This is a genomic window from Streptomyces sp. NPDC044061 (assembly GCF_056434305.1).
Genome location: NZ_JBWKFL010000023.1, coordinates 66,767 through 89,394, shown reverse-complemented (window position 1 = coordinate 89,394; position 22,628 = coordinate 66,767). Strand labels below are relative to the sequence as shown.

The following is a 22,628-nucleotide window of genomic DNA, read 5'->3' as shown; positions in this document are numbered from 1 at the left end:
TGCCGTACACCCCGGTGTGACCTGTGTGCACAGCCACACGTGCAACCATCGTCGCCACCCGGAAGTCCTCATCCATATGCGTCCATCGCTAGGGTGTGAGGCTGTGATGGCCAGCGAGACCTGTGGGGAAGCCCGTGCGTGAATACCTGCTGACGCTCTGTATCACGGCCGCGGTGACGTATCTGCTGACAGGGCCGGTACGCAAGTTCGCGATCGTGGCCGGAGCCATGCCGGAGATCCGGGCACGTGACGTGCACCGGGAGCCCACTCCGCGCCTCGGCGGTATCGCCATGTTCTTCGGCCTGTGCGCGGGCCTGCTGGTCGCGGACCACCTCACCAACCTCAACGAGGTCTTCGCCAAGTCCAACGAGCCGCGGGCGCTGCTCTCCGGGGCCGCCCTGATCTGGCTGATCGGCGTCCTGGACGACAAGTTCGAGATCGACGCCCTGATCAAGCTGGGCGGTCAGATGATCGCCGCGGGCGTGATGGTCATGCAGGGTCTGACCATCCTGTGGCTGCCGATCCCGGGCGTCGGGAACGTGGCGCTGACCCAGTGGCAGGGCACGCTCCTGACGGTGGCCCTGGTCGTCATCACGATCAACGCGGTGAACTTCGTGGACGGCCTGGACGGCCTGGCGGCGGGCATGGTCTGCATCGCGGCGGCCGCGTTCTTCCTGTACTCGTACCGGATCTGGTACTCGTACGGCATCGAGGCCGCGGCCCCCGCGACCCTCTTCGCGTCGATCCTGATGGGCATGTGCCTGGGCTTCCTGCCCCACAACATGCATCCCGCGCGGATCTTCATGGGCGACTCGGGCTCGATGCTGATCGGCCTGGTGCTGGCCGCGGGCGCCATCTCCATCACGGGCCAGGTGGACCCGGACGCCCTCGCGCTGTTCACGGGTTCGGAGAAAGCGGCGGTCCACCAGACGGTGCCCGTGTACATCCCGCTGCTGCTGCCGCTGACGATCATCGCCGTGCCGGCCGCGGACCTGGTCCTGGCGATCGTGCGCCGCACCTGGCGCGGACAGTCGCCGTTCGCCGCCGACCGCGGCCATCTGCACCACCGTCTGCTGGAGATCGGCCACTCGCACAGCCGGGCCGTGCTGATCATGTACTTCTGGTCGGCTCTGATCGGTTTCGGTGCGCTCGCCTACTCGGTGAACTCCGCGTCGATGTGGATCGTGCTGGGCGTGGTCTTCCTGAGCGCGGTGGGCCTGGTCCTGCTGCTGCTCCCGCGCTTCACCCCGCGCGCCCCGAGGTGGGCGGAGCGGTTCGTGCCGCCGCGCTACCGGCGGCGCGGACAGGCCGCGGAGGCGCCCGCCCTCGCGGAGTCCGCGGTGGAGCAGACTCCCGAGACCGAGGAGCGGGCCCCTGTCACGGCCGGTACGACGGGTGTCAACGGGGCGACCGCCATCGGTCCCCGTTCGCGTATCGGTAAGGGCCGCAAGGTAAGAATCTGACTAGAGCATTGCCATCTCGTGGGGGAGCAAACTCCCCCAATATCAGACAAGTGGGCGCGGTTTTTGCACAGACGCGCGCTGTCACTCTCATGTGTGACAGCAAGCACACCTACCAGGTAAAGACCTCATCAAATAGTTTGTGATACGGTTCACGAGAACCCGGGATGGAACCGAAGGACCGTAGTGCGACGGTCCATTGGTGTGAGGTCTCGATCACTCGGCCCGGGACTACGCTCGTCCATGACGACACCCTGCCCCCTGTGAAAGCGGAGTTGCCGCCATGCCGTCCAATGACGCCCGGAATCTTCTGCAGATCGCTGTGCCCTCAGCGGCCGCCGGCGTGATCGCCGTCGCCGTGAGCGCCGCGGTCGCCGGAGGCAAGGGTGCGCTCGGAGCGGCCGTCGGCACTGCGCTGGCCATCCTGTTCATGGGAATCGGCCTCTACGTGCTGCAGCGGACGGCAAAAACGCTCCCGCAGCTGTTCCAGGCCATGGGGCTGATGCTGTACATGGCTCAGCTGCTCCTGCTCTTCATCTTCGTCGCCGTCTTCAAGGGCACCTCTCTCTTCAATCCGAAGGCATTCGCCTTGTCGCTGGTCGTCACGACCGTCGTGTGGATGGCCGCGCAGGCGCGCGCCCACATGAAGGCCAAGATCTTCTACGTCGACCCGGACTCCGCGAAGAGTGAGAAGCACGAGAAGACGGGGCCGTCGTCGTGAGGGGTAGGGGCGGGATAAAGGCTTGTGAGATCTCCTGCTATCGTCCGGTGCCAACTGCGGCATCGCGGGCGCGGGCATCTGAGCTGACGCCTGCTCAATCGCGAGGCTCGATGCCCCTAAGCCGCCCCCACATCCGTAACACCAGTCCGGTGCCGCTCCGCGGCCGTGTGCCGCGCCGACACAACGAGGTTGCCGTACCCATGCGTCACGCCGAAGGAGCCCGCGGTGAGTGCTGACCAGACCCAGCTCGCCTTTGACTGGAGTTGTCGGATCATGTCCGACAACGGGTGTGGCTTCCCGGCTCCGGGCCTGCACTCCTTCCTCTTCAAGCCGATGGCCACGGTCGGCGGCTTCGAGTTCAACAAGGTGATGCTGCTCGCGCTCGTCGCCTCCGTGGTCGTCGTCGCGTTCTTCTGGGCCGCGTTCGGCAGGGCCAGGGTGGTCCCGGGCAAGCTGCAGATGGTCGGCGAGGCCGGCTACGACTTCGTGCGCCGCGGCATCGTCTACGAGACCCTCGGCAAGCGCGAGGGCGAGAAGTGGGTACCGCTCATGGTCTCCCTCTTCTTCTTCATCTGGATCATGAACATCTGGTCCGTGATCCCGCTGGCGCAGTTCCCGGTCGCGTCGGTCTTCTCCTACCCGCTCGTGCTGGCCCTGCTGGTCTGGGTCCTGTGGGTCGGCCTGACCTTCAAGCGCCACGGCTTCGTCGGCTTCTTCAAGAACGTCACGGGCTACGACAGGTCGCTCGGTGCGGTGCTGCCGCTGGTCATGGTCATCGAGTTCTTCTCGAACCTGCTGGTCCGCCCGTTCACGCACGCGGTGCGACTCTTCGCCAACATGTTCGCCGGTCACCTGATGCTGGTGATGTTCACCGTCGCCTCCTGGTACCTGCTGAACAGCTGGATGATCCCGGCCGCCGGTGTCTCCTTCGTGATGACCATGGCCATGATCTGCTTCGAGCTTTTCGTCCAGGCCGTCCAGGCGTACGTCTTCGTCCTCCTGGCCTGCTCGTACGTTCAGGGCGCTCTCGCCGAGCACCACTGAGCCCCACCCCCCCCGGTCGTCCGGTGGCCAACCCCCACCGGTCCGTAAAGAGAAGGAAGATTCAGCATGGCTGCCACTGAGACCCTCGCCGCTGTCTCCGGTTCCATCGGTTCTGTCGGTTACGGCCTCTCGGCCATCGGCCCCGGCATCGGCGTCGGCATCATCTTCGGCAACGGCACCCAGGCCCTCGCCCGTCAGCCCGAGGCGGCCGGTCTGATCCGCGCCAACCAGATCCTGGGCTTCGCCTTCTGTGAGGCGCTCGCCCTCATCGGCATCGTCATGCCGTTCGTGTTCGGTGCCAAGTAAGACCTCCGTACCGACACGTATCGACGAAAGGCACTGATGTGATCGCCAACCTGGCACAGCTGGCGGCCGAGGAGACCGAGCAGAACCCGCTCATCCCGGCCGGCCCCGAGCTGCTCGTCGGCACCATCGCCTTCGCCATCGTGTTCTTCTTCTTCTGGAAGAAGCTGCTTCCGAACATCAACAAGGTTCTGGAGGAGCGCCGCGCGGCGATCGAAGGCGGTATCGAAGAGGCCGACGCCATGAAGGTCGAGGCCCAGAGCGTCCTTGAGCAGTACAAGGCTCAGCTCGCCGAAGCCCGGCACGAGGCCGCGCGCCTGCGCCAGGAGGCGCAGGAGCAGGGTGCCGCGCTCATCGCCGAGATGCGTGCCGAGGGCCAGCGGCAGCGCGAGGAGATCGTCACCGCCGGTCACTCCCAGATCGACGCCGACCGCAAGGCCGCCGCGTCCGCTCTGCGTCAGGACGTCGGCAAGCTCGCCACCGAACTGGCCGGCAAGCTCGTCGGCGAGTCCCTCGAGGACCACGCCCGCCAGAGCCGTGTGATCGACCGCTTCCTCGACGAGCTCGAGGAGAAGGCCGAGGCGACCCGATGACGGGTATGCACGGAGCGAGCCGCGAGGCCCTGGCAGCCGGACGTGAGCGTCTCGACGCGCTGACGGACTCCACGTCCGTGGACGCCGCCGTGCTCGCCGAGGAGCTGGCGGCCGTCACCGCGCTGCTCGACCGCGAGGCCGGCCTGCGCCGGGTCCTCACCGACCCGGCGCAGCCCGGAGAGGCCAAGGCGGAGCTGGTCCAGCGCCTGATCGGCGGCCAGGTGAGCGGCACGGCCGCCGACCTGGTGTCCGGCCTGGCCCGCGCCCGCTGGTCGCAGCCCCGCGACCTGGTCGACGCGCTCGAGGAACTGGCGGACATCGCCGACCTCACCGCCGCGGAGAAGACGGGCACGCTCGACGACGTCGAGGACGAGCTGTTCCGGTTCGGCCGGATCGTGTCCTCCAACACCGAGCTGCGTGCCGCGCTGACCGACCGCGCCGCGAGCACCTCGGCCAAGGTCGAGCTGCTGCACCGGCTCCTCGGCGGCCGGGCCAAGCCCGCCACCGAGCGTCTGGTGGCCCGCCTCGTCACCGCGCCGCGTGGACGTAGCCTGGAAGCGGGACTGGAGTCCCTGTCCAAGCTCGCCGCCGAGCGCCGGGACCGTCTGGTGGCGACCGTCACCTCCGCGGTGCCGCTGAGCGACCCGCAGAAGCGACGCCTGGGCGATGCCCTGGCGAAGCTCTACGGCCGCCGGATGCACCTCAACCTGGACGTGGACCCCGAGGTGATCGGCGGTATCCGGGTGCAGGTCGGTGACGAGGTCATCAACGGCTCCCTCGCGGACCGGCTGGACGACGCCGCCCGCCGCATGGCGAGCTAGCAACTCAAGAAGTACGTACTGATGACGGCCCTGGTTGGGCCGTGCAGAGGATTCACCTCCTGATGGGGGGAGTCCCCATCCCCCCAAAGTGAAACTTCGGGCCCAACAAGGAGAGCAGGGAACCCAGATGGCGGAGCTCACGATCCGGCCGGAGGAGATCCGGGACGCGCTGGAGAACTTCGTCCAGTCGTACAAGCCGGACGCGGCCTCGCGCGAGGAGGTCGGTACGGTCACCCTTGCCGGCGACGGCATCGCGAAGGTCGAGGGCCTCCCCTCGGCCATGGCCAACGAACTGCTGAAGTTCGAGGACGGCACCCTCGGCCTCGCCCTCAACCTCGAGGAGCGCGAGATCGGTGCCATCGTCCTCGGCGAGTTCAGCGGCATCGAGGAGGGTCAGCCGGTCACCCGTACCGGTGAGGTCCTCTCCGTCGCGGTCGGCGAGGGCTACCTCGGCCGCGTCGTCGACCCGCTCGGCAACCCGATCGACGGCCTCGGCGAGATCGAGACGTCCGGCCGCCGTGCCCTCGAGCTGCAGGCCCCCACGGTCATGCAGCGCAAGTCGGTGCACGAGCCGATGGAGACGGGCTACAAGGCCGTCGACGCGATGACCCCGATCGGCCGTGGTCAGCGTCAGCTGATCATCGGTGACCGCCAGACCGGCAAGACCGCGCTGGCCGTGGACACGATCATCAACCAGCGCGACAACTGGCGCTCGGGCGACCCGAAGAAGCAGGTCCGCTGCATCTACGTCGCCATCGGCCAGAAGGGCTCCACCATCGCCGGCGTGCGCCGCGCGCTGGAGGAGAACGGCGCCCTGGAGTACACCACCATCGTCGCCGCCCCGGCGTCCGACCCGGCCGGCTTCAAGTACCTGGCGCCGTACACCGGTTCGGCCATCGGCCAGCAGTGGATGTACGAGGGCAAGCACGTCCTGATCATCTTCGACGACCTGTCGAAGCAGGCCGACGCCTACCGCGCCGTGTCGCTGCTGCTGCGCCGCCCGCCGGGCCGTGAGGCCTACCCGGGTGACGTCTTCTACCTGCACTCCCGTCTGCTGGAGCGCTGCGCCAAGCTCTCCGACGACATGGGTGCCGGTTCGATGACCGGTCTGCCGATCGTCGAGACCAAGGCCAACGACGTCTCGGCGTTCATCCCGACCAACGTCATCTCCATCACCGACGGCCAGTGCTTCCTGGAGTCGGACCTGTTCAACGCCGGTCAGCGTCCCGCGCTGAACGTCGGTATCTCCGTCTCCCGAGTCGGTGGTTCCGCGCAGCACAAGGCGATGCGCCAGGTCTCCGGCCGCCTCCGTGTCGACCTCGCCCAGTTCCGTGAGCTGGAGGCGTTCGCCGCCTTCGGTTCCGACCTGGACGCGGCCTCGAAGTCGCAGCTGGAGCGCGGTTCGCGCATGGTCGAGCTGCTGAAGCAGGACCAGTACCAGCCGATGGCCACCGAGGACCAGGTCGTCTCCGTCTGGGCCGGCACCAACGGCCGTATGGACGACGTCCCGGTCGCCGACATCCGCCGCTTCGAGCGCGAGCTGCTGGACTACCTGCACCGCAAGGAGGCGGGTCTGCTCACCTCCATCCGCGAGGGCGCCAAGATGTCGAACGACACGATCCAGGCGATCGACGACGCGGTGGCGGAGTTCAAGAAGCAGTTCGAGACCTCGGACGGCAAGCTGCTCGGCGAGGACACTCCGGCCGCTGCCGCCAAGTGACGTAAGGAAGGGACCTGACTCATGGGAGCCCAGCTCCGGGTCTACAAGCGTCGCATCCGATCCGTCACCGCGACCAAGAAGATCACCAAGGCGATGGAAATGATCGCCGCCTCGCGCGTCGTCAAGGCGCAGCGCAAGGTGGCGGCCTCCACGCCGTACGCGACCGAGCTGACGCGCGCGGTCACGGCGGTCGGTACGGGTTCGAACACCAAGCACCCGCTCACCACGGAGACGGAGAACCCGGCTCGTGCCGCGGTCCTGCTCCTCACGAGCGACCGCGGTCTGGCCGGCGCCTTCAACTCCAACGCCATCAAGGCGGCGGAGCAGCTGACCGAGCGCCTGGAGCGCGAGGGCAAGCAGGTCGACACGTACATCGTCGGCCGGCGCGGTGTCGCCCACTACAACTTCCGTGAGCGCAAGATCGCGGAGTCGTTCACGGGCTTCACCGACGAGCCGTCGTACGCGGACGCCAAGAAGGTGGCGGCGCCGCTGATCGAAGCGATCGAGAAGGACACGGCCGAGGGTGGTGTGGACGAGCTCCACATCGTCTTCACCGAGTTCGTCTCGATGATGACGCAGACGGCGCTCGACGCACGGCTGCTTCCGCTGCGCCTCGAAGAGGTCGCCGAGGAGGCCTCGCCCAAGGGCGAGATCCTCCCGCTGTACGACTTCGAGCCCTCGGCGGAGGACGTCCTCGACGCCCTGCTGCCGCGCTACGTGGAGAGCCGCATCTACAACGCGCTGCTCCAGTCGGCCGCTTCGAAGCACGCCGCCACGCGGCGCGCGATGAAGTCGGCCACCGACAACGCGGGCGAGCTGATCAACACGCTCTCCCGTCTTGCCAACGCGGCCCGCCAGGCCGAAATCACCCAGGAAATCAGCGAGATCGTCGGTGGCGCCAGCGCCCTGGCCGACGCGACCGCGGGGAGTGACCGATAAATGACCACCACTGTTGAGACCGCGACGGCTACGGGCCGCGTCGCCCGGGTCATCGGCCCGGTCGTCGACGTGGAGTTCCCCGTCGACGCGATGCCGGAGATCTACAACGCGCTTCACGTCGAGGTGGCCGACCCGGCCAACGCCGGCGAGAAGAAGACGCTGACCCTGGAGGTCGCCCAGCACCTGGGTGACGGCCTGGTCCGCACGATCTCCATGCAGCCCACCGACGGTCTGGTCCGCCAGGCCTCGGTCGTCGACACCGGCAACTCCATCACGGTGCCCGTCGGTGACTTCACCAAGGGCAAGGTGTTCAACACCCTCGGTGAGGTGCTGAATGTCGACGAGCAGTACGAGGGCGAGCGCTGGGGCATCCACCGCAAGGCCCCGAACTTCGACGAGCTCGAGTCGAAGACCGAGATGTTCGAGACCGGCGTCAAGGTCATCGACCTGCTCACCCCGTACGTCAAGGGCGGCAAGATCGGCCTGTTCGGCGGTGCCGGCGTCGGCAAGACGGTGCTCATCCAGGAGATGATCTACCGTGTCGCCAACAACCACGACGGTGTCTCCGTGTTCGCCGGTGTCGGTGAGCGCACACGTGAGGGCAACGACCTGATCGAGGAGATGTCGGACTCCGGCGTCATCGACAAGACCGCGCTGGTCTTCGGTCAGATGGACGAGCCCCCGGGCACCCGTCTGCGCGTCGCGCTGGCCGGCCTCACCATGGCCGAGTACTTCCGTGACGTCCAGAAGCAGGACGTGCTGTTCTTCATCGACAACATCTTCCGCTTCACGCAGGCCGGTTCCGAGGTCTCCACGCTGCTCGGCCGTATGCCGTCCGCGGTGGGTTACCAGCCGAACCTTGCCGACGAGATGGGCCTCCTGCAGGAGCGCATCACCTCGACCCGTGGTCACTCGATCACCTCGATGCAGGCGATCTACGTCCCCGCGGACGACCTGACCGACCCGGCCCCGGCCACCACCTTCGCCCACCTCGACGCGACGACGGTTCTCTCCCGTCCGATCTCCGAGAAGGGCATCTACCCGGCCGTGGACCCGCTGGACTCCACGTCCCGGATCCTGGACCCGCGCTACATCGCCGCGGATCACTACAACGCGGCCATGCGCGTGAAGACGATCCTGCAGAAGTACAAGGACCTCCAGGACATCATCGCGATCCTCGGTATCGACGAGCTGGGCGAGGAGGACAAGCTCGTCGTCCACCGTGCCCGTCGTGTGGAGCGCTTCCTGTCCCAGAACACCCACGTCGCCAAGCAGTTCACCGGCGTGGACGGTTCGGACGTGCCGCTCGACGAGTCGATCGCCGCGTTCAACGCGATCTGCGACGGTGAGTACGACCACTTCCCCGAGCAGGCGTTCTTCATGTGCGGTGGCATCGAGGACCTCAAGGCCAACGCCAAGGAGCTGGGCGTCTCCTGAGCCTCGCGCTCGTGTGAGGGGGCGGGCGCGTCCTGCCCCCTCATCCACGCCCTCTAGAATTGACCCCAACACCCGGCACTACCGCCGGGTGGTGACCCGAGGAGCCACCCTTGGCTGCTGAGCTGCACGTCGAGCTGGTCGCCGCCGACCGCCAGGTCTGGTCCGGCGAGGCCACCCTGGTCGTCGCGCGCACCACGTCCGGCGACATCGGCGTCATGCCCGGTCACCAGCCGCTGCTCGGTGTGCTGGAGTCGGGCCCGGTGACCATCCGTACGAGTGAAGGTGGAACGGTCGTCGCCGCGGTGCACGGCGGTTTCATCTCGTTCGCGGACAACAAGCTGTCCCTGCTGGCAGAGGTCGCCGAGTTGTCGGACGAGATCGATGTCCAGCGCACGGAGCGCGAGCTCGAGCGCGCGAAGGCGGAGGACGACGCGGAGGCCGAGCGCCGCGCGGACGTCCGTCTGCGGGCCGCGACGGCGGCCCGTTGATCCACCGCCCCGTGTGATGACGTCACTCAGCCGCGGTCGGCCCGGAGCAATCCGGTGCCGACCGCGGCTGAGGCAGATGTGGGTGTCTTTTCCGTTCCATTACCTAGTTCGAGCCTAGTTCCACTACCTGGGAGACGAGGAGGTCGGTGCCGATGGTCCTCGCTCTGACTGTGTGCGGGATCGTGATCGCGCTCGTGGTGGTGGGACTGTTCCTGTTCGGGCTGCGCCGCAGACTGATCCAGCGTTCCGGCGGCACCTTCGACTGTTCCCTGCGCTGGGACGTCCCCGAGAAACCGGACGCCGGCGGCAAGGGCTGGAGCTACGGGGTCGCCCGCTACAACGGCGACCGCATCGAGTGGTACCGGGTCTTCTCCTACGCCCCCCGCCCCCGCCGCACGCTGGAGCGTGCCGCGATCGAGGTGGCCGGACGCCGGCTGCCCGAGGGCGAGGAGGAGCTGGCGCTGCTCTCCGACGCGGTGGTCCTCGCCTGTACCCACCGGGGCACGCGCCTCGAACTCGCGATGAGCGAAGACGCGCTGACCGGATTCCTCGCGTGGCTGGAAGCAGCCCCGCCCGGACAGCGAGTGAATGTGGCGTAGCCACATTCACTCGCTGGGTGGGGGTCCCCCCGGACGAAGTCTGGGGGAGCGTCAACGTCGCTTGAGGCTTGTTGCCTCTTCGAACCGTCCTACGACAGTCCGCTGTTGATGGCGCTCACCAGCTCGCCGTTGCTGGTGTCACCGCTGAACTCCCAGAAGAACGCACCGCCCAGGCCCTGGTTCTTGGCCCATGCCATCTTGCCGGCGATGGTGGAGGGGGTGTCGTACGACCACCAGTTGCTGCCGCAGTGCGCGTACGCCGTGCCCGCGACGGTGCCGGTGGCCGGGCAGGACGACTTCAGGACCTTGTAGTCCTCGATGCCCTGCTCGTAGGTGCCCGCCGCCGGGCCCGTCGCGGTGCCGCCCGGGGCGTCCTGGGTGACGCCGGTCCAGCCGCGGCCGTAGAAGCCGATGCCGATGAGCAGCTTGCTCGCGGGGACGCCGATCGCCTTGTACTTGGCCATCGCGTCGGCGGTGGTGAAGCCCGCCTTCGGGATGCCGCTGTACGAGGTGAGCGGGGAGTGCGGAGCCGTCGGGCCCTGGGCGTCCCAGGCCCCGAAGAAGTCGTACGTCATCACGTTGTACCAGTCGACGGAGGCGGCGGCGCCCGCGTAGTCCGCGGCCTCGATCTTGCCGCCGGAGGAGCCGTCGGCGGTGACCGCCGCCGTGACGAGGGCCTTGGAGCCGAACTTGGCGCGCAGCGCGGACATCACGTTCTTGAAGGCCGCCGCCCCGCTGGTGTCGCAGGACAGACCGCAGGCGTTCGGGTACTCCCAGTCGATGTCGATGCCGTCGAAGACGTCGGCCCAGCGCGGGTCCTCGACCAGGTTGTAGCAGGACTGGGCGAAGGCGGTCGGGTTGGCCGCCGCCTGCCCGAAGCCGCCGGACCAGGTCCAGCCGCCGAAGGACCAGATCACCTTGATGTTCGGGTACTTGGCCTTCAACTCGCGCAGCTGGTTGAAGTTGCCGCGCAGCGGCTGGTCCCAGGTGTCGGCCACGCCGCTCACCGACTGGTCGGCGGTGAACGCCTTGTCGTAGTCGGCGTAGGAGTCGCCGATGGCGCACTGGCCGTTGGTGACGTTGCCGAAGGCGTAGTTGATGTGGGTGATCTTCGAGGCGGAGCCGGACGTCACCAGGTTCTTGACGTTGTAGTTCCGGCCGTAGATGCCCCACTCGGTGAAGTAGCCGAGCTTGACCTTGTCGCCGGTGGGCGGGGGAGTGGTGCCGCCGCCGGTGGTGTGGACCGCGACCGCGCCGCTGACCGGCCCGGTCTGGTCGGCGGTGTCCCGGGCCTGCACGGTGTAGGAGTAGTCGGTGCCGGCGGTGAGGCCGGAGTCCGTGTACGAGGTCGTCGTCACGGTGCCGACGACCTTGCCGTCGCGCAGCACGTCGTAGTTCTTGACGCCCTTGTCGTCCGTGGCCGCGCTCCAGGAGAGTTTCACCGAGGTGTCGGTGATGCCGGAGGCGGTCGGGGTGCCGGGTGCGGAGGGCGCCGCGTCACCCGGCGTCGTCGTACCGTCACAACTGTCGCCGTTGAGCTTGCAGTTCGACGGGGAGCCGGGACCCGCGCCGTTGAAGCCGAAGGAGACGGAGGCGCCGGGGGCGATGCTGCCGTTGTAGGACTTGTTCTTGGCGGTCCAGTGGGTGCCGGAGTTCGTGACGTCCGCGTCCCACGCGGAGGTGACGGACGTACCGGAGGGGAAGTCCCACTCGACGGTCCAGGAACTGATGGCGCTGGTACCGGTGTTCTTCACGGTCCACTGGCCGCCGAAGCCGGTGCCCCAGTCGCTGGTCTTGGTGAAGCTCGCCGTCGCGTCGGCCGCGGCCTGGGCGGGGCTCGCGAGACCGACCAGGCCGGCCAGGGGAAGCAACAGGGTCGCGAACCCTGCCGCGGCTCTGTGTCTGAAGCGCATGCTGCGCCTCCCTCTTCATCGGGGGTGTCAGGGGCATGACTGAGCCTTCACGCCCACGGTGCCGCGAGAATAGAAAGGTCTGGACCACAGGTCAATAGGTCTGGACCACTTGCCCTCGTGGCCTACTTGATCCCCAACTCCTGCGCGAGCACGGCCGCTTGAACGCGGCTGCGCAGCTCCAGCTTCGCCAGTAGTCGGCTGACGTGTGTCTTGACCGTGCCCTCCGCCATCCGCAGCCGTTCGCCGATCTCGGCGTTGGACAGCCCCTCGCCGATGCACGACAGCACCTCGCGCTCGCGCCGGGTGAGACCGTCCAGCACGGCCGGGTCGGCCGCCGGCTCGCGCACCGGCCGCGCCGCGAACTCGGCGATCAGCCGCCGGGTGACGGCCGGGGCGACGACCCCCTCGCCGCGCGCCACCGTACGCACCGCCTCCAGCAGATCCCGGGCCTCGGTGTTCTTCAGCAGAAACCCGGCCGCCCCCGCCCGCAGCGCGCCGAACACGTACTCGTCCAGGTCGAAGGTGGTCAGCACGAGGACGTCCGCGAGCCGCTCGGCCACGATCTGACGGGTCGCGGACACCCCGTCGAGCCGGGGCATCTGGACGTCCATCAGGACCAGATCCGGCCGCAGGGTCCGGGCCAGCGCCACCGCCCGCTCGCCGTCCGGCGCCTCGCCCACCACGTCGATGTCGGGCGCACTGCGGAGAATCAGGACCAGTCCGGCGCGTACGGCGGACTGGTCCTCAGCGACGAGGACGCGGATCATGCGGGGTCTCCTTCGGTGAGCGGAAAGGCGGCCCGTACCGTCCAGAGGGAGCCGCGCGGACCGGCCTCGAACCGACCCCCGAGCAGGGCGGCCCGCTCCCGCATCCCGGCGAGACCGGAGCCGGAGCCGGGGGCGCGGGGAGCGTCGCCGGGCCGGTAGGGACTGGTCACCCGCACGTGCAGGGTGCCGTTCTCCTGACGCAGGGCGATGTGGACACGCCCCCGCGCCGCATGCTTCAGGGCGTTGGTCAGCGACTCCTGCACGATCCGGTAGGCCGCCAGCTCGACCGGGGCCGGCACGCTGTCGTGGCCGGCGTCCACAGTGACGTCCAGGCCGTTGGCGCGGGCGCCCTCGACCAGGGCACCGATGCCGTCCAGGGTGGGGGACGCGGCGGGCTCGCGGTCGCCGGAGCCGTCCCGCAGGATCCCGATCAACCGCCGCATCTCGGCCAGCCCCTCGACGCTGTTCTGCCGGATGACACCGAGGGCCTCCCTGGAGGTCCTCGCGTCGTCCAGGGAGAGCGCGGCCGTGGAGTGGATGGCGATCGCGGACAGGTGGTTGGCGACCATGTCGTGCAACTCCCGGGCGACCCGCGCCCGTTCCGCGGCGACCGCCTGCGTGCGGTCCATCTCGGCCAGCAGCGCGGTCTGTTCGGCACGCAGCCGGGCCGCCTCGGCCGCGTCGCGGTGGTCGCGCACCACCCATCCGGTGGTGGCCGGCGCGAAGGCGACCACCCCGACGGCGACCCCGATCAGCAGGGCGTGCGGATCCCGCCACAGGGCCGCCGGTACGACGCCGCCGAGGACCGTCAGCATCCCGGTGATCCAGGGGATGCGGCGGGCGGAGCCGGGGCTGCCGTACAGGACGGCCGCGTAGACCAGGTCGGTGTACATCACGACGGTGACGATGCTGCCCATGGTCACCGTGTCCAGGGTCAGCGCGGCGGTGCCGACCAGCAGAGCGGTGCGCGGCCGGATGCGGCGCAGCGGTTCACAGGCGGCGGTCACCGCCATCGGCACCAGCGGAGCCCATGGGGCGTGCCACAGTACCAGGGTGTCGGCACCCACGCGCGCGTGGATGCCGAGCGCCCACAGCAGCACCCCGCCGAGCAGCCCGCCCACGGCGATGCGCAGGTCGTCGCGGTGCGGGCGGGGGATTGCGAGGGCCATGACCCCATCCAACACGGCTCACCGCCAGTGCGCCTGGGCCCTGGGAAGGGTCCCGGACTGCGACTTTCGATTACGGCGAGTTCGTCTGCGGCGACGACGAAAGCGGTGCGCACGACGGCGAGGCTGGAGCCGTGACCGAAAGGAGCGAACCGTGACCGTCGGGTTGATCGTCGCCTGTGAGGTGGCCTTCTGGGTGCTGCTGGCCGCCGGGCTGGCCTTCCGCTACCTGTGGCGCATGCCCCGAACGGGCCTCGCGCTGCTGCTGTGCGAGCCGCTGCTGGAAGTGGTGCTGTTCGCGGTCACCGCCGTCGACCTCAGGAACGGCGCGGAACCCGACTGGCGGCACGGGCTCGCCGCGGTCTACATCGGCTTCACCGTCGGCCTCGGTCACTCCACGATCAAGTGGGCGGACGCCCGAGTCGCCCACCGCTTCGCCGGCGGCCCGCCGCCCGTGAGACCCCCGAAGTACGGCACGGCCCGCGCCGTCCACGAATGGAAGGTCGCGGGCCGCTGGATCCTCGCCGCGCTCGTCGCCACGGCCCTGCTGCAGGGCGCGGTGTGGTACGTCGGCGCCGACGGCGGGACCGGCTCGCTGCGGGCGTGGCAGCAACGCATGCTGTGGGTGATCGCCATCAACGTGATCATCGCCGCGAGCTACACCCTGTTCCCCAAGCGCCGCAGCTGACGCTCCGCTCAGGCACCCGCAGGGCCGGCTGCCTCTGCCGCGTTCGCCGCCCGGTACCCGCGGCACGTCCCCGGTGTTCTTGTTCGCCGTCCTCGCGAGGATGCTGCATCCTCCGGGGGCGACCCCCGGACCCCCGGCCGCGGAGGGCGACTCACTCGCGTTTGCCGCCCGGCTCCCGAAGGACTCCGCCGGCGTTCGCGGTGCCGGCCAGGACGCCGCGTTCTCCGGGTGCGACGCCGGGTCCCGCCCGGGCAGGGGCGTCTCACCCGGGTTCGCTGCCTGGCACCCGCAGGGCCGGCTGCTTCACCCGGGTTCGCCGCCCGGTACCCGCAGGGCCGGCTGCTTCACCCGGGTTCGCCGCCCGGTACCCGCAGGGCCGGCTGCTTCACCCGGGTTCGCTGCTCGGTACCCGCAGGGCCGGCTGCTTCAGCCGCGTTCGCCGCCCGGTACCCACAGCACGTCCCCGGTCTTCTTGTTCGCCGTCCTCGCGAGGATGAACAGGAGGTCGGAGAGGCGGTTGAGGTACGTCGCGGTGAGGGGGTTCATGTGGTCGCCGTGGGTCTCCAGGGCCGCCCAGGTGGAGCGCTCGGCCCGGCGGACCACCGTGCACGCCTGGTGCAGCAGGGCCGCGCCGGGCGTGCCGCCGGGCAGGATGAAGGAGCGCAGCTTCTCCAGCCGCTCGTTGAAGCGGTCGCAGTCCGCCTCCAGCCGGTCGACGTAGAACTGCTCCACCCGCAGCGGCGGGAACTGTGGGTTCTCCACCACCGGCGTCGACAGGTCCGCGCCCACGTCGAACAGGTCGTTCTGGACGCGGGTGAGGACCGTGACGACCTCTTCGTCCAGACCGCCCAGCGCGATGGCGGTGCCGATCACCGCGTTGGCCTCGTTGGCGTCGGCGTACGCCGAGATCCTGAGGTCGGTCTTGGCGACCCGGCTCATGTCGCCGAGGGCGGTGGTGCCCTGGTCGCCGGTCCTGGTGTAGATGCGCGTCAGATTGACCATACGGCCAGCCTAGTTACGCTCCGGCCGTCCGGAACACGCGTGTGCCGACTGTCACGGACACTCCCGCGAAGCCGAGGGCCACGAGAACGCCGTACAGCATCGGCGTACTCGTGTACTGGCCGACGTACGCGGCGCGCACCGCGTCCACCAGATAGCGGAACGGGACGAAGTGCGACAGCACGTCCAGCCAGGTGGGCGCCAGCGTCATCGGCAGCATCAGGCCGGACAGCAGCATCGACGGCATGGACAGCGCGTTGATGAGCGGCCCGAACTCCTGCGGGGTGCGGACCTTCATGCCCAGCGCGTACGACAGCGAGGCCAGCGACAGCGTGAGCAGGGCGACGAACGCGAAGCCGATGAGGATGCCCGGCAGCGGTGCGCGCAGCCCCATCGCCACCGCCGCGAGCACCAGCAGCACCGCCTGCAGGACGAACACCGTGGCGTCCCGCAGCACCCGGCCGAGGAGGAGGGCGAGACGGCTGACCGGGGTCACGCGCATCCGCTCCACTACCCCCTGGGCGTTCTCCATGATGATCGTGAAGCCCGCGAACAACGCGCCGAAGAGGCCGAGTTGGAGCAGCAGTCCGGGCACCAGCACCTGCCAGGAGCTGCCCCGCCCGCCCAGCGGCAGATCCGTGAGCAGCGGGCCGAAGAATACGAGATAGAGCAGCGGCGTCAGCACCCCGAAGAGCAGGGCGAAGCGGGAGCGCAGGGACTGGCGGAGATAGCGGCCGTAGACCAGGGCCGTGTCGTGTACGAGCATCTGTGTCGTCCTATACGGCTACGGGGGCGGGGTCGGCCGTGGCGGGGCCGCGGCCGGTGACGGCGAGGAAGGTGTCCTGGAGGGTGGCGTCGACCGAGCCGCCGTGCTCCAGCTTGAGCGCGCTCGGCGTGCCCTCGGCCACGACGACACCACGGTCGACGATCACCAGCCGGTCGGCGAGGGCGTCGGCCTCGTCCAGGTAGTGGGTGGTCAGGAAGACGGTCGTGCCGTGCTCGTCGCGCAGCCGGCGGACCAGGTCCCACAGGTCGGCGCGGCTGCCGGGGTCGAGGCCGGTCGTCGGCTCGTCCAGGAACAGCACCTTCGGGCGGTGGGTGAGCGCCATCGCGATGTCCAGGCGCCGGCGCTGGCCGCCGGAGAGTGCGGCCGTCCTCCGGTCGAGCAGACCGGTCAGGTCCAGGTCCCGGGCGAGTTCCGCGGCGCGCTCGACCGCCTCGGCCTTGGACAGGCGGTACATACGGCCCTGGGTGACCAGTTCCTCAGCCACGGTGATCTGCGGGTCGACGCCACCGGACTGGGCGACGTACCCGCAGACCCGGCGCACCGCGGCAGGATCGTTCGCCAGATCGTGCCCGGCGATGGTCGCCGCGCCGCCGGTGGGCCTGAGCAGGGTGGTGAGCATCCGCAGGGTGGTCGTCTTGCCGGCGCCGTTGGGGCCGAGGAAGCCGAGGATCTCGCCCTCGCGGACGGCGAGGTCGACGCACCGTACGGCTTCCACGGGACCGGACTTCGTCTGGAAGGTGCGGGCCAGGCCGGCCGCGCTGATGACTGCTGCCATGCCCCCAGAAAAACAGAGTCGCTGAAAATTTGCAATGAGCCCAAGTTTTCACCGGCACCAGCGAAGTTAGGATGCGGACATGGCTGAGGGGCTCAGGGAGCGAAAGAAACGGCAGACCAGGCAGTACATCTCGGATGTCGCCACGGGGCTGTTCATCGAGCGCGGGTTCGACGCGGTCACGGTCGCGGAGATCGCCGACGCCGCCAACGTCTCCGTGAACACCGTCTACAACTACTTCCCCGCCAAGGAGGACCTCTTCTTCGACCGCTCCGCCGGCATGGTCGACCGGCTCGCGCGCTGGGTGCGCGGCCGTCACGACGGTGAGTCCGCCGCCGCCGCGGTCCTGCGCGAGCTGCGCGAGGAGGTCGAGGCGGTCTCGCCCCGGCTCGGCCTGATCCCCGGTTACGCGAGCTTCATGCGGGTCGTCGAGGAGGCACCCGCCCTGCGCTCCCGGCTGTGGGCCATCGCCCAGGATGTGCAGGCCAACCTGGAGGGCGTGCTGCGCGAGGAGGCGGGGGCCGCCGCCGAAGACGAACTGCCCGGCCTGATGGCAGGTCAGATCTCCTGGGCGCACAGTTCGGTCATGGCGGTCATCTCCCGCGAGATGGTCAAGGGGCGCGAACCGCGCGAAGTGTCACGAGAGGTACTGGTCCTCCTGGACGACATCGAGGACCTGTTGAGCGAAGAGGTCCTCAACTACGCCGTCCGGGGCGCGGTCTAGGGGGGGGTGACCGCGGCTCGGCAGGCCCGCCCGCGAAATCGGCGGAGCGGCGCCGCACCGTCATCGCTCGTCCGTTCCCCTCTCGTACCGTCTCCCGAGGGGAAGGGGCTTCGTTGCGCGGGACGAGGGACGGCACGCCTTCGAACTGGCGAACACTGGCCCGCGGGCATGCAATTGGGACGTGACCGGTGTCTCACGCGCTGAGACAGTGACACGCATTACTTACCGTCCTCAAGAGGGCACACGAGCGCTATGGTCCGCCGAAGAGGCAGACGTCAACAGTGTTCAGGGAGTCGGAGTGGCACGGAAGCTCGCCGTCATCGGGGCCGGTCTCATGGGGTCCGGCATTGCCCAGGTCGCCGCGCAGGCGGGCTGGGACGTCGTTCTGCGTGACGTCACCGACGAGGCGCTGAAGCGTGGCACCGACGGCATCAAGGCCTCGTACGACAAGTTCGTGAGCAAGGGGAGGATGGAGGCGCAGGACGCCGAAGCCTCCCTGGCCCGTATCACCGCGACCACCGACCTGGACGCCGCCGCCGACGCCGACATCGTCGTGGAGGCCGTCTTCGAGAAGCTGGAGGTCAAGCACGAGATCTTCCGCGCGCTCGACAAGCTCGTGCGCGAGGACGCCGTGCTCGCCTCCAACACCTCCGCCATCCCGATCACCAAGATCGCGGCGGCCACCGACCGCCCCGAGCGGGTCGTCGGTGTGCACTTCTTCTCGCCGGTGCCGATGATGCAGCTCGTCGAGCTCGTGCGCGGCTACAAGACCAGCGACGAAACCCTCGCCACCGCGCGGGAGTTCGCCGAGTCCGTCGGCAAGACCTGCATCGTCGTCAACCGGGATGTCGCCGGGTTCGTCACCACCCGGCTCATCTCCGCCCTCGTCGTCGAGGCGACCAAGCTCTACGAGTCCGGCGTCGCGACCGCCGAGGACATCGACCTCGCCTGCAAGCTGGGCTTCGGTCACGCCATGGGCCCGCTGGCCACCGCGGACCTGACCGGCGTGGACATCCTGCTGCACGCCACCGGCAACATCTACACCGAGTCGCAGGACGAGAAGTTCGCCCCGCCGGAGCTGATGCGCCGGATGGTGGACGCCGGTGACATCGGGCGTAAGAGCGGGCAGGGCTTCTACAAGTACTGACCCGTACACGACCGGACACACGCCCCAGGAGTTTCACTCCTGGGGGTGAATTCGGTATCGGTTCGCTTACAAACAGCAACCACTCTGCCGCTCAGGCAGTCAGACGTTGCACAACATGAGCACCGTCACGGAGTACGCCACACCGCACTCAACGGGGAGCGCATATGTACATCAGGGGCGACCACGCCGAGCTGGTCGTCGGGGGCCGCCTCGACGTCCGCAGCGCGGCGGACGCCCGTACGGCCCTGCACTCGGCCGTCGACGACGGAGTCGGCGACCTGGTGCTCGACCTGTCCGAACTGGACTCCTGGGACGCCACCGGACTCGGGGTGATCATGGGTGCCCACCGGCGGGCCGGCCGTTGCGGCCGCCGCCTCGTGCTGCGTGGTGTCCCGCAGCAGATGCAACGCCTGCTGGTGGCCACCCGGCTGCACCGCATCCTCGCCATCGAGGGCGGCATCGCCGTGGAGTCCGTGCCTCGGGTGTAAGGCGACGATCGGGTGTGAACCGGGCGACGGGGGAGACACGGACGCAGACGTCGAACCGCACGTCGAGGGCAATCCTCACCGGACTGTGACGTCTCGGGCCGCGCGCCACCCCACCCTGTCGTAGATACTGTGCGAGGGTTTAGGGTTCGGTCGCCCGCTGCCTCATGAACCCTCGAGCGGGACCGGACCAGAAGCGACAGCGCGGTGTGCAACAGGCCGGGAGGGGCCGGTATTGAGTGCACACGACGCTTTTGGGGGGCAGGAGCCTATGGACCCGATCACTCCGGGACCCGAGGAGCACGGCCAGGCGCACAGCCGCCGCCCGCCCCGGGAATCCCTCACCTCCGACTTCGGTCAGAGCGCACCCGCGCTCGCCCGCACGGTGCAGCTCGTCTCCGGCGACTTCCTGCTGACCGTCAACCCCGTCGACGGCAGCGAGATAGAACCCTGCCCACCCCATGAGCGGCCCGGCCGGCCCCGCAAGCGCGGCGCCGCCGAGCGCACCGAGACGGAGCGCGCCGCCCGGCCTCCCGTTCCGCCGGGCCCGGCGCAGCCCGTACTCGCCCTCCTGGAACGCCAGGACGAGCGCGAAAGTCTGGTGCGCCTGCTGGCCCGCGGCCGTTCCGTGCGCCTCACGGGCCCCGGCGGCTCCGGCCGTACCGCCCTGCTCGACCTGGTCGCCGAGGACTGCCTGGACCTCGCCCCCGACGGCGTCGTCCGGCTGACCGGCTTCCACCGCACGGCCACCGACCTGCTGAACGACCTCTTCCACGCCGTGTACGACGCTCCGCGGCACCGGCCGGAACGGGAGCAACTGCTCGAACTGGTCGGCGAGATCGGCGCGGTCGTCGTCGTGGACGACCTGGAGTTCGGCGGCGCCGCGCTCGACGAGCTGCTCGACGCCACCCCCGAGTGCGCCTTCCTGCTCGGTGCCACCCCGGACGTCCCCGCGCCCTCCGCCGAATCCGAGGTCGAGGACGTCTTCCTCAGCGGCCTCGACCGCGCGGCCGGTGTGGAGATCCTGGAGCGTGCCGTCGGCCGCGTCCTCACCGAGGAGGAGGCCAACTGGGCCGGTGACCTGTGGTTCGAGTCCGAGGGGCTGCCCCTGCGGTTCGTCCAGGCCGGTGCCCTGCTGCGGCAGCGCGAGCAGCTGCGGGCCAGCACCGGCGCGGTGGACGAGTACGGCGTCTTCGAGGACGTACGGTCCCCCGTCGACGCGGTGCTGGAGGCCGGCGAGGGCGACCGGGTGCCCCTGCCCTCCCTCGGCGAGGCGGCCGCGCCCGCTCCGCTGCTCGCCTCCCGGCTCAGCGCCTCCGCCCGTGCCGCCCTCCGCTTCGCCGTCGCCCTCGGCGGTGAGGTGCCGCACCAGGCGCATCTGCCCGCGCTGGTCGGCGACACCCACGCGGACGCGGCGCTCGGTGAACTCGCGGGCTGTGGACTGGTCTCCCCGGTCGGTTCCCGCTACCGTCTTGCGGCCGGTGTGCTGGCGCAGCTGGAGGCGGCCGACTACGACGCCGACGCTCCCGCCCGGGCCCTCGCCGCGGCCGAGCACTACGCCTGGTGGGCCGGGCACCCTTCGGTGACGCCCGAGCGGGTGTGCGCCGAGGCCGACGCGGTCCTCGCCGCGCTCGCCGCGGTGGTGCCGTCCACGGTGCCGCCCGCCGAGGGTGAGGAGAGCGTCGCGGTACGGCTCGCCCGTACGGCCTCGCCCGCCTTCGCCGCGGGGCTGCACTGGAGCGCCTGGGAGCGCACGCTGCGGTCCGGCTCCGAGGCCTCCACGCTGTCCGGCGAGGTCCCCGAACAGGCCTACTTCCACCATGAGTTGGGGATTCTCGCGCTCTGTGGCGGACGGCTCGACCGGGCCCGGGCCGAGCTGGAGGCCTCGGGCGGTCTGCGCGGGGCGCTCGCCGACAAGCGGGGCACGGTGGCCGGCCGGCGCGCCCTGGCGCTGGTCGCCGACCTGTCGGGCGAGGCGCCCGGGTCGATGGCGATGGCGGGCGAGGAGGTGCCGGACGCACGGCACGAGGAGTCCGCGTCGCCTCCCGGCGGCGTGCCGGCCTACCTGCCCTACGGCTCCACCGGCGAGACCCTGGTCACGCACCAGCCCCCGGCGGGCAAGTCGGCGGGCGGCATCCGCCGTCTGGCCCGCCGCAACATGGTGGCGGCCGGCTCCGGCGCTCTGCTCGCCGTGGTGCTCGGCACGGTCGTGACCCTTGGGATGACGTCCAACGACAACGCGGACCGGAACCCGGCCGGCAAGGTCGACGTCAACCCGTCGGCGAGTCAGGGCCTGGACGACGGCAGCCTGGGCGCCGACCCGAAGCAGGACACCGGCGACAGCGAAAGCACGGGTGCGCCCAGCAGCAGCCCGACCGACCCGGGCCCCGACGGCACGTACGGCACTTCGGACGATCCGACACCGCCGGCGACGAAGCCTTCGGCCAAGCCGACCGGCACGAAGGGGTCGGGCGGCGGGGGCGCCACTCCGAAGCCGTCCAGGACGACGAAGAAGCCGAGTTCACCGACTCCGACGAAGACTCCGTCGAGTCCGCCGAGCAGTCCTTCGCCCAGTCCCGACCCGTCGGTCTCGGTGTCTCCGTCCACCAGCCCGTCGTCGTCCCCGGCGACGTCCACGTCGGCGAGCGGACCGGCCGCGTCGAGCAGCTCGGCGGGCGCACCGGACACCGGCGGCTTCGGCGCGGTGATGTAGCGGGCGGGAGGCCGGACCGGCGGAGCGCCTGGCGGCGCACCCATCCGCTGCCACGGCGATCAGCCCGTGCGGCGGTCGGCACCGGTGCCGAACCGCCCACCCCGGTTCGGCACCGCCGGCGCGCGGGATCGTGGTTGCGCGCCGCCGCGGCGGAACGAGGCGGCCGGACCGGCGGAGCGCCTGGTGGGGCATTTCTCCGCCGCCAGGGCGATCAGCCGGTGCGGCGGTCGGCGCCGGTGCCGGATCCGGCTGAGCCCGGTTCGGCACGGCAGGTCCGCGGGAGTGTGGTTGCGGGCCGGGCGCGGCGGAACGAGGCGGCCGGACCGGCGGAGCGGGGAGCGT

22 protein-coding genes are annotated in these 22,628 nt (G+C 69.8%); 16 read left to right on the top strand and 6 right to left on the bottom strand.

Annotated elements, in window-relative coordinates; translation table 11 throughout:
- Positions 1-134: 134 nt before the first annotated feature.
- From AC07CM_RS32325 to AC07CM_RS32275, 11 genes are all read left to right on the top strand, one after another.
- Entirely contained in the window at positions 135-1,463 is a 1,329-nt protein-coding gene (locus AC07CM_RS32325; protein WP_478880019.1) for an MraY family glycosyltransferase, read from the top strand.
- A gap of 280 nt (positions 1,464-1,743) precedes the next feature.
- Complete coding sequence (locus AC07CM_RS32320; protein WP_478880018.1) at positions 1,744-2,181, top strand: hypothetical protein; 438 nt, start codon at positions 1,744-1,746, stop codon at positions 2,179-2,181.
- 273 nt (positions 2,182-2,454) lie between these two features.
- Entirely contained in the window at positions 2,455-3,225 is a 771-nt protein-coding gene (atpB, locus tag AC07CM_RS32315; RefSeq protein ID WP_478880058.1) for a F0F1 ATP synthase subunit A, read from the top strand.
- 66 nt (positions 3,226-3,291) lie between these two features.
- Complete coding sequence (locus tag AC07CM_RS32310) at positions 3,292-3,531, top strand: ATP synthase subunit c family protein (protein ID WP_404023886.1); 240 nt, start codon at positions 3,292-3,294, stop codon at positions 3,529-3,531.
- Between the two features lie 38 nt (positions 3,532-3,569).
- Positions 3,570-4,121, top strand: coding sequence for a F0F1 ATP synthase subunit B (locus AC07CM_RS32305; RefSeq protein ID WP_478880017.1), 552 nt, complete (start codon positions 3,570-3,572; stop codon positions 4,119-4,121).
- 5 nt (positions 4,122-4,126) lie between these two features.
- Entirely contained in the window at positions 4,127-4,942 is an 816-nt protein-coding gene (locus AC07CM_RS32300; protein ID WP_478880057.1) for a F0F1 ATP synthase subunit delta, read from the top strand.
- Positions 4,943-5,069: 127 nt separating this feature from the next.
- The gene (gene atpA, locus AC07CM_RS32295) at positions 5,070-6,662 is read left to right on the top strand and encodes a F0F1 ATP synthase subunit alpha (RefSeq protein WP_478880016.1); all 1,593 of its coding nucleotides are present in this window, start codon (positions 5,070-5,072) and stop codon (positions 6,660-6,662) included.
- Between the two features lie 21 nt (positions 6,663-6,683).
- Complete coding sequence (locus tag AC07CM_RS32290) at positions 6,684-7,601, top strand: F0F1 ATP synthase subunit gamma (RefSeq protein ID WP_478880015.1); 918 nt, start codon at positions 6,684-6,686, stop codon at positions 7,599-7,601.
- A complete protein-coding gene (gene atpD, locus AC07CM_RS32285) occupies positions 7,602-9,038 on the top strand; it encodes a F0F1 ATP synthase subunit beta (RefSeq protein ID WP_478880014.1) in 1,437 nt (478 codons plus the stop codon).
- A 110-nt stretch (positions 9,039-9,148) separates the two neighbouring features.
- Positions 9,149-9,526 (top strand): F0F1 ATP synthase subunit epsilon, encoded by a 378-nt coding sequence (locus AC07CM_RS32280; RefSeq protein WP_355984806.1) that lies wholly within the window; start codon positions 9,149-9,151, stop codon positions 9,524-9,526.
- A gap of 152 nt (positions 9,527-9,678) precedes the next feature.
- On the top strand, positions 9,679-10,125 hold the full coding sequence (locus tag AC07CM_RS32275; RefSeq protein WP_478880013.1) for a DUF2550 domain-containing protein: 447 nt from the start codon (positions 9,679-9,681) through the stop codon (positions 10,123-10,125).
- Positions 10,126-10,214: 89 nt separating this feature from the next.
- Here AC07CM_RS32275 and AC07CM_RS32270 read toward each other — a convergent pair whose 3' ends face one another.
- The 3 genes from AC07CM_RS32270 to AC07CM_RS32260 all read right to left on the bottom strand — a co-directional run bounded on the left by AC07CM_RS32270 (position 10,215) and on the right by AC07CM_RS32260 (position 13,974).
- The gene (locus tag AC07CM_RS32270; protein ID WP_478880012.1) at positions 10,215-12,038 is read right to left on the bottom strand and encodes a glycosyl hydrolase family 18 protein; all 1,824 of its coding nucleotides are present in this window, start codon (positions 12,036-12,038) and stop codon (positions 10,215-10,217) included.
- A gap of 122 nt (positions 12,039-12,160) precedes the next feature.
- Positions 12,161-12,805: a response regulator gene (locus tag AC07CM_RS32265; RefSeq protein ID WP_478880011.1), complete on the bottom strand. Its 645-nt coding sequence runs from the start codon at positions 12,803-12,805 to the stop codon at positions 12,161-12,163.
- Entirely contained in the window at positions 12,802-13,974 is a 1,173-nt protein-coding gene (locus AC07CM_RS32260) for a sensor histidine kinase (protein WP_478880010.1), read from the bottom strand. Before AC07CM_RS32260 ends, AC07CM_RS32265 begins: the two co-directional genes overlap by 4 nt.
- Before the next feature lie 151 nt (positions 13,975-14,125).
- On the opposite strand from AC07CM_RS32260, the gene AC07CM_RS32255 reads away from it, so the two are divergent.
- Complete coding sequence (locus tag AC07CM_RS32255; RefSeq protein ID WP_478880009.1) at positions 14,126-14,659, top strand: hypothetical protein; 534 nt, start codon at positions 14,126-14,128, stop codon at positions 14,657-14,659.
- A 426-nt stretch (positions 14,660-15,085) separates the two neighbouring features.
- Here AC07CM_RS32255 and AC07CM_RS32250 read toward each other — a convergent pair whose 3' ends face one another.
- Genes AC07CM_RS32250 through AC07CM_RS32240 form a run of 3 tightly spaced genes read right to left on the bottom strand, consistent with a single transcriptional unit; the run spans position 15,086 to position 17,220 of the window.
- Positions 15,086-15,661: a cob(I)yrinic acid a,c-diamide adenosyltransferase gene (locus tag AC07CM_RS32250; protein ID WP_478880008.1), complete on the bottom strand. Its 576-nt coding sequence runs from the start codon at positions 15,659-15,661 to the stop codon at positions 15,086-15,088.
- 13 nt (positions 15,662-15,674) lie between these two features.
- On the bottom strand, positions 15,675-16,424 hold the full coding sequence (locus AC07CM_RS32245) for an ABC transporter permease (RefSeq protein ID WP_478880007.1): 750 nt from the start codon (positions 16,422-16,424) through the stop codon (positions 15,675-15,677).
- Between the two features lie 10 nt (positions 16,425-16,434).
- Complete coding sequence (locus AC07CM_RS32240; protein ID WP_478880006.1) at positions 16,435-17,220, bottom strand: ABC transporter ATP-binding protein; 786 nt, start codon at positions 17,218-17,220, stop codon at positions 16,435-16,437.
- A 79-nt stretch (positions 17,221-17,299) separates the two neighbouring features.
- Here AC07CM_RS32240 and AC07CM_RS32235 point away from each other — a divergent pair, with 79 nt between their 5' ends.
- The 4 genes from AC07CM_RS32235 to AC07CM_RS32220 all read left to right on the top strand — a co-directional run bounded on the left by AC07CM_RS32235 (position 17,300) and on the right by AC07CM_RS32220 (position 22,286).
- Positions 17,300-17,941, top strand: a complete 642-nt coding sequence (locus tag AC07CM_RS32235) for a TetR/AcrR family transcriptional regulator (protein WP_478880005.1) — start codon at positions 17,300-17,302, stop codon at positions 17,939-17,941.
- Positions 17,942-18,239: 298 nt separating this feature from the next.
- Entirely contained in the window at positions 18,240-19,088 is an 849-nt protein-coding gene (locus tag AC07CM_RS32230) for a 3-hydroxyacyl-CoA dehydrogenase family protein (RefSeq protein ID WP_478880004.1), read from the top strand.
- 164 nt (positions 19,089-19,252) lie between these two features.
- Positions 19,253-19,576 carry an STAS domain-containing protein gene (locus AC07CM_RS32225; protein WP_478880003.1) on the top strand — a complete coding sequence of 108 codons (324 nt, stop codon included), beginning with the start codon at positions 19,253-19,255 and terminating at the stop codon, positions 19,574-19,576.
- Positions 19,577-19,844: 268 nt separating this feature from the next.
- Positions 19,845-22,286 carry an ATP-binding protein gene (locus AC07CM_RS32220; protein ID WP_478880002.1) on the top strand — a complete coding sequence of 814 codons (2,442 nt, stop codon included), beginning with the start codon at positions 19,845-19,847 and terminating at the stop codon, positions 22,284-22,286.
- The last annotated feature ends 342 nt before the right edge of the window (positions 22,287-22,628 follow it).

Bases quoted from the DNA above. Each gene is read 5' to 3' on its own strand.
- AC07CM_RS32320 (WP_478880018.1), top strand. From the start codon at position 1,744: ATGCCGTCCAATGACGCCCGGAATCTTCTGCAGATCGCTGTGCCCTCA.
- atpB (WP_478880058.1), top strand. From the start codon at position 2,455: ATGTCCGACAACGGGTGTGGCTTCCCGGCTCCGGGCCTGCACTCCTTC.
- AC07CM_RS32310 (WP_404023886.1), top strand. From the start codon at position 3,292: ATGGCTGCCACTGAGACCCTCGCCGCTGTCTCCGGTTCCATCGGTTCT.
- AC07CM_RS32300 (WP_478880057.1), top strand. From the start codon at position 4,127: ATGCACGGAGCGAGCCGCGAGGCCCTGGCAGCCGGACGTGAGCGTCTC.
- atpA (WP_478880016.1), top strand. From the start codon at position 5,070: ATGGCGGAGCTCACGATCCGGCCGGAGGAGATCCGGGACGCGCTGGAG.
- AC07CM_RS32290 (WP_478880015.1), top strand. From the start codon at position 6,684: ATGGGAGCCCAGCTCCGGGTCTACAAGCGTCGCATCCGATCCGTCACC.
- atpD (WP_478880014.1), top strand. From the start codon at position 7,602: ATGACCACCACTGTTGAGACCGCGACGGCTACGGGCCGCGTCGCCCGG.
- AC07CM_RS32275 (WP_478880013.1), top strand. From the start codon at position 9,679: ATGGTCCTCGCTCTGACTGTGTGCGGGATCGTGATCGCGCTCGTGGTG.
- AC07CM_RS32270 (WP_478880012.1), bottom strand. From the start codon at position 12,038: ATGCGCTTCAGACACAGAGCCGCGGCAGGGTTCGCGACCCTGTTGCTT.
- AC07CM_RS32265 (WP_478880011.1), bottom strand. From the start codon at position 12,805: ATGATCCGCGTCCTCGTCGCTGAGGACCAGTCCGCCGTACGCGCCGGA.
- AC07CM_RS32260 (WP_478880010.1), bottom strand. From the start codon at position 13,974: ATGGCCCTCGCAATCCCCCGCCCGCACCGCGACGACCTGCGCATCGCC.
- AC07CM_RS32250 (WP_478880008.1), bottom strand. From the start codon at position 15,661: ATGGTCAATCTGACGCGCATCTACACCAGGACCGGCGACCAGGGCACC.
- AC07CM_RS32245 (WP_478880007.1), bottom strand. From the start codon at position 16,424: ATGCTCGTACACGACACGGCCCTGGTCTACGGCCGCTATCTCCGCCAG.
- AC07CM_RS32240 (WP_478880006.1), bottom strand. From the start codon at position 17,220: ATGGCAGCAGTCATCAGCGCGGCCGGCCTGGCCCGCACCTTCCAGACG.
- AC07CM_RS32235 (WP_478880005.1), top strand. From the start codon at position 17,300: ATGGCTGAGGGGCTCAGGGAGCGAAAGAAACGGCAGACCAGGCAGTAC.
- AC07CM_RS32225 (WP_478880003.1), top strand. From the start codon at position 19,253: ATGTACATCAGGGGCGACCACGCCGAGCTGGTCGTCGGGGGCCGCCTC.
- AC07CM_RS32220 (WP_478880002.1), top strand. From the start codon at position 19,845: ATGGACCCGATCACTCCGGGACCCGAGGAGCACGGCCAGGCGCACAGC.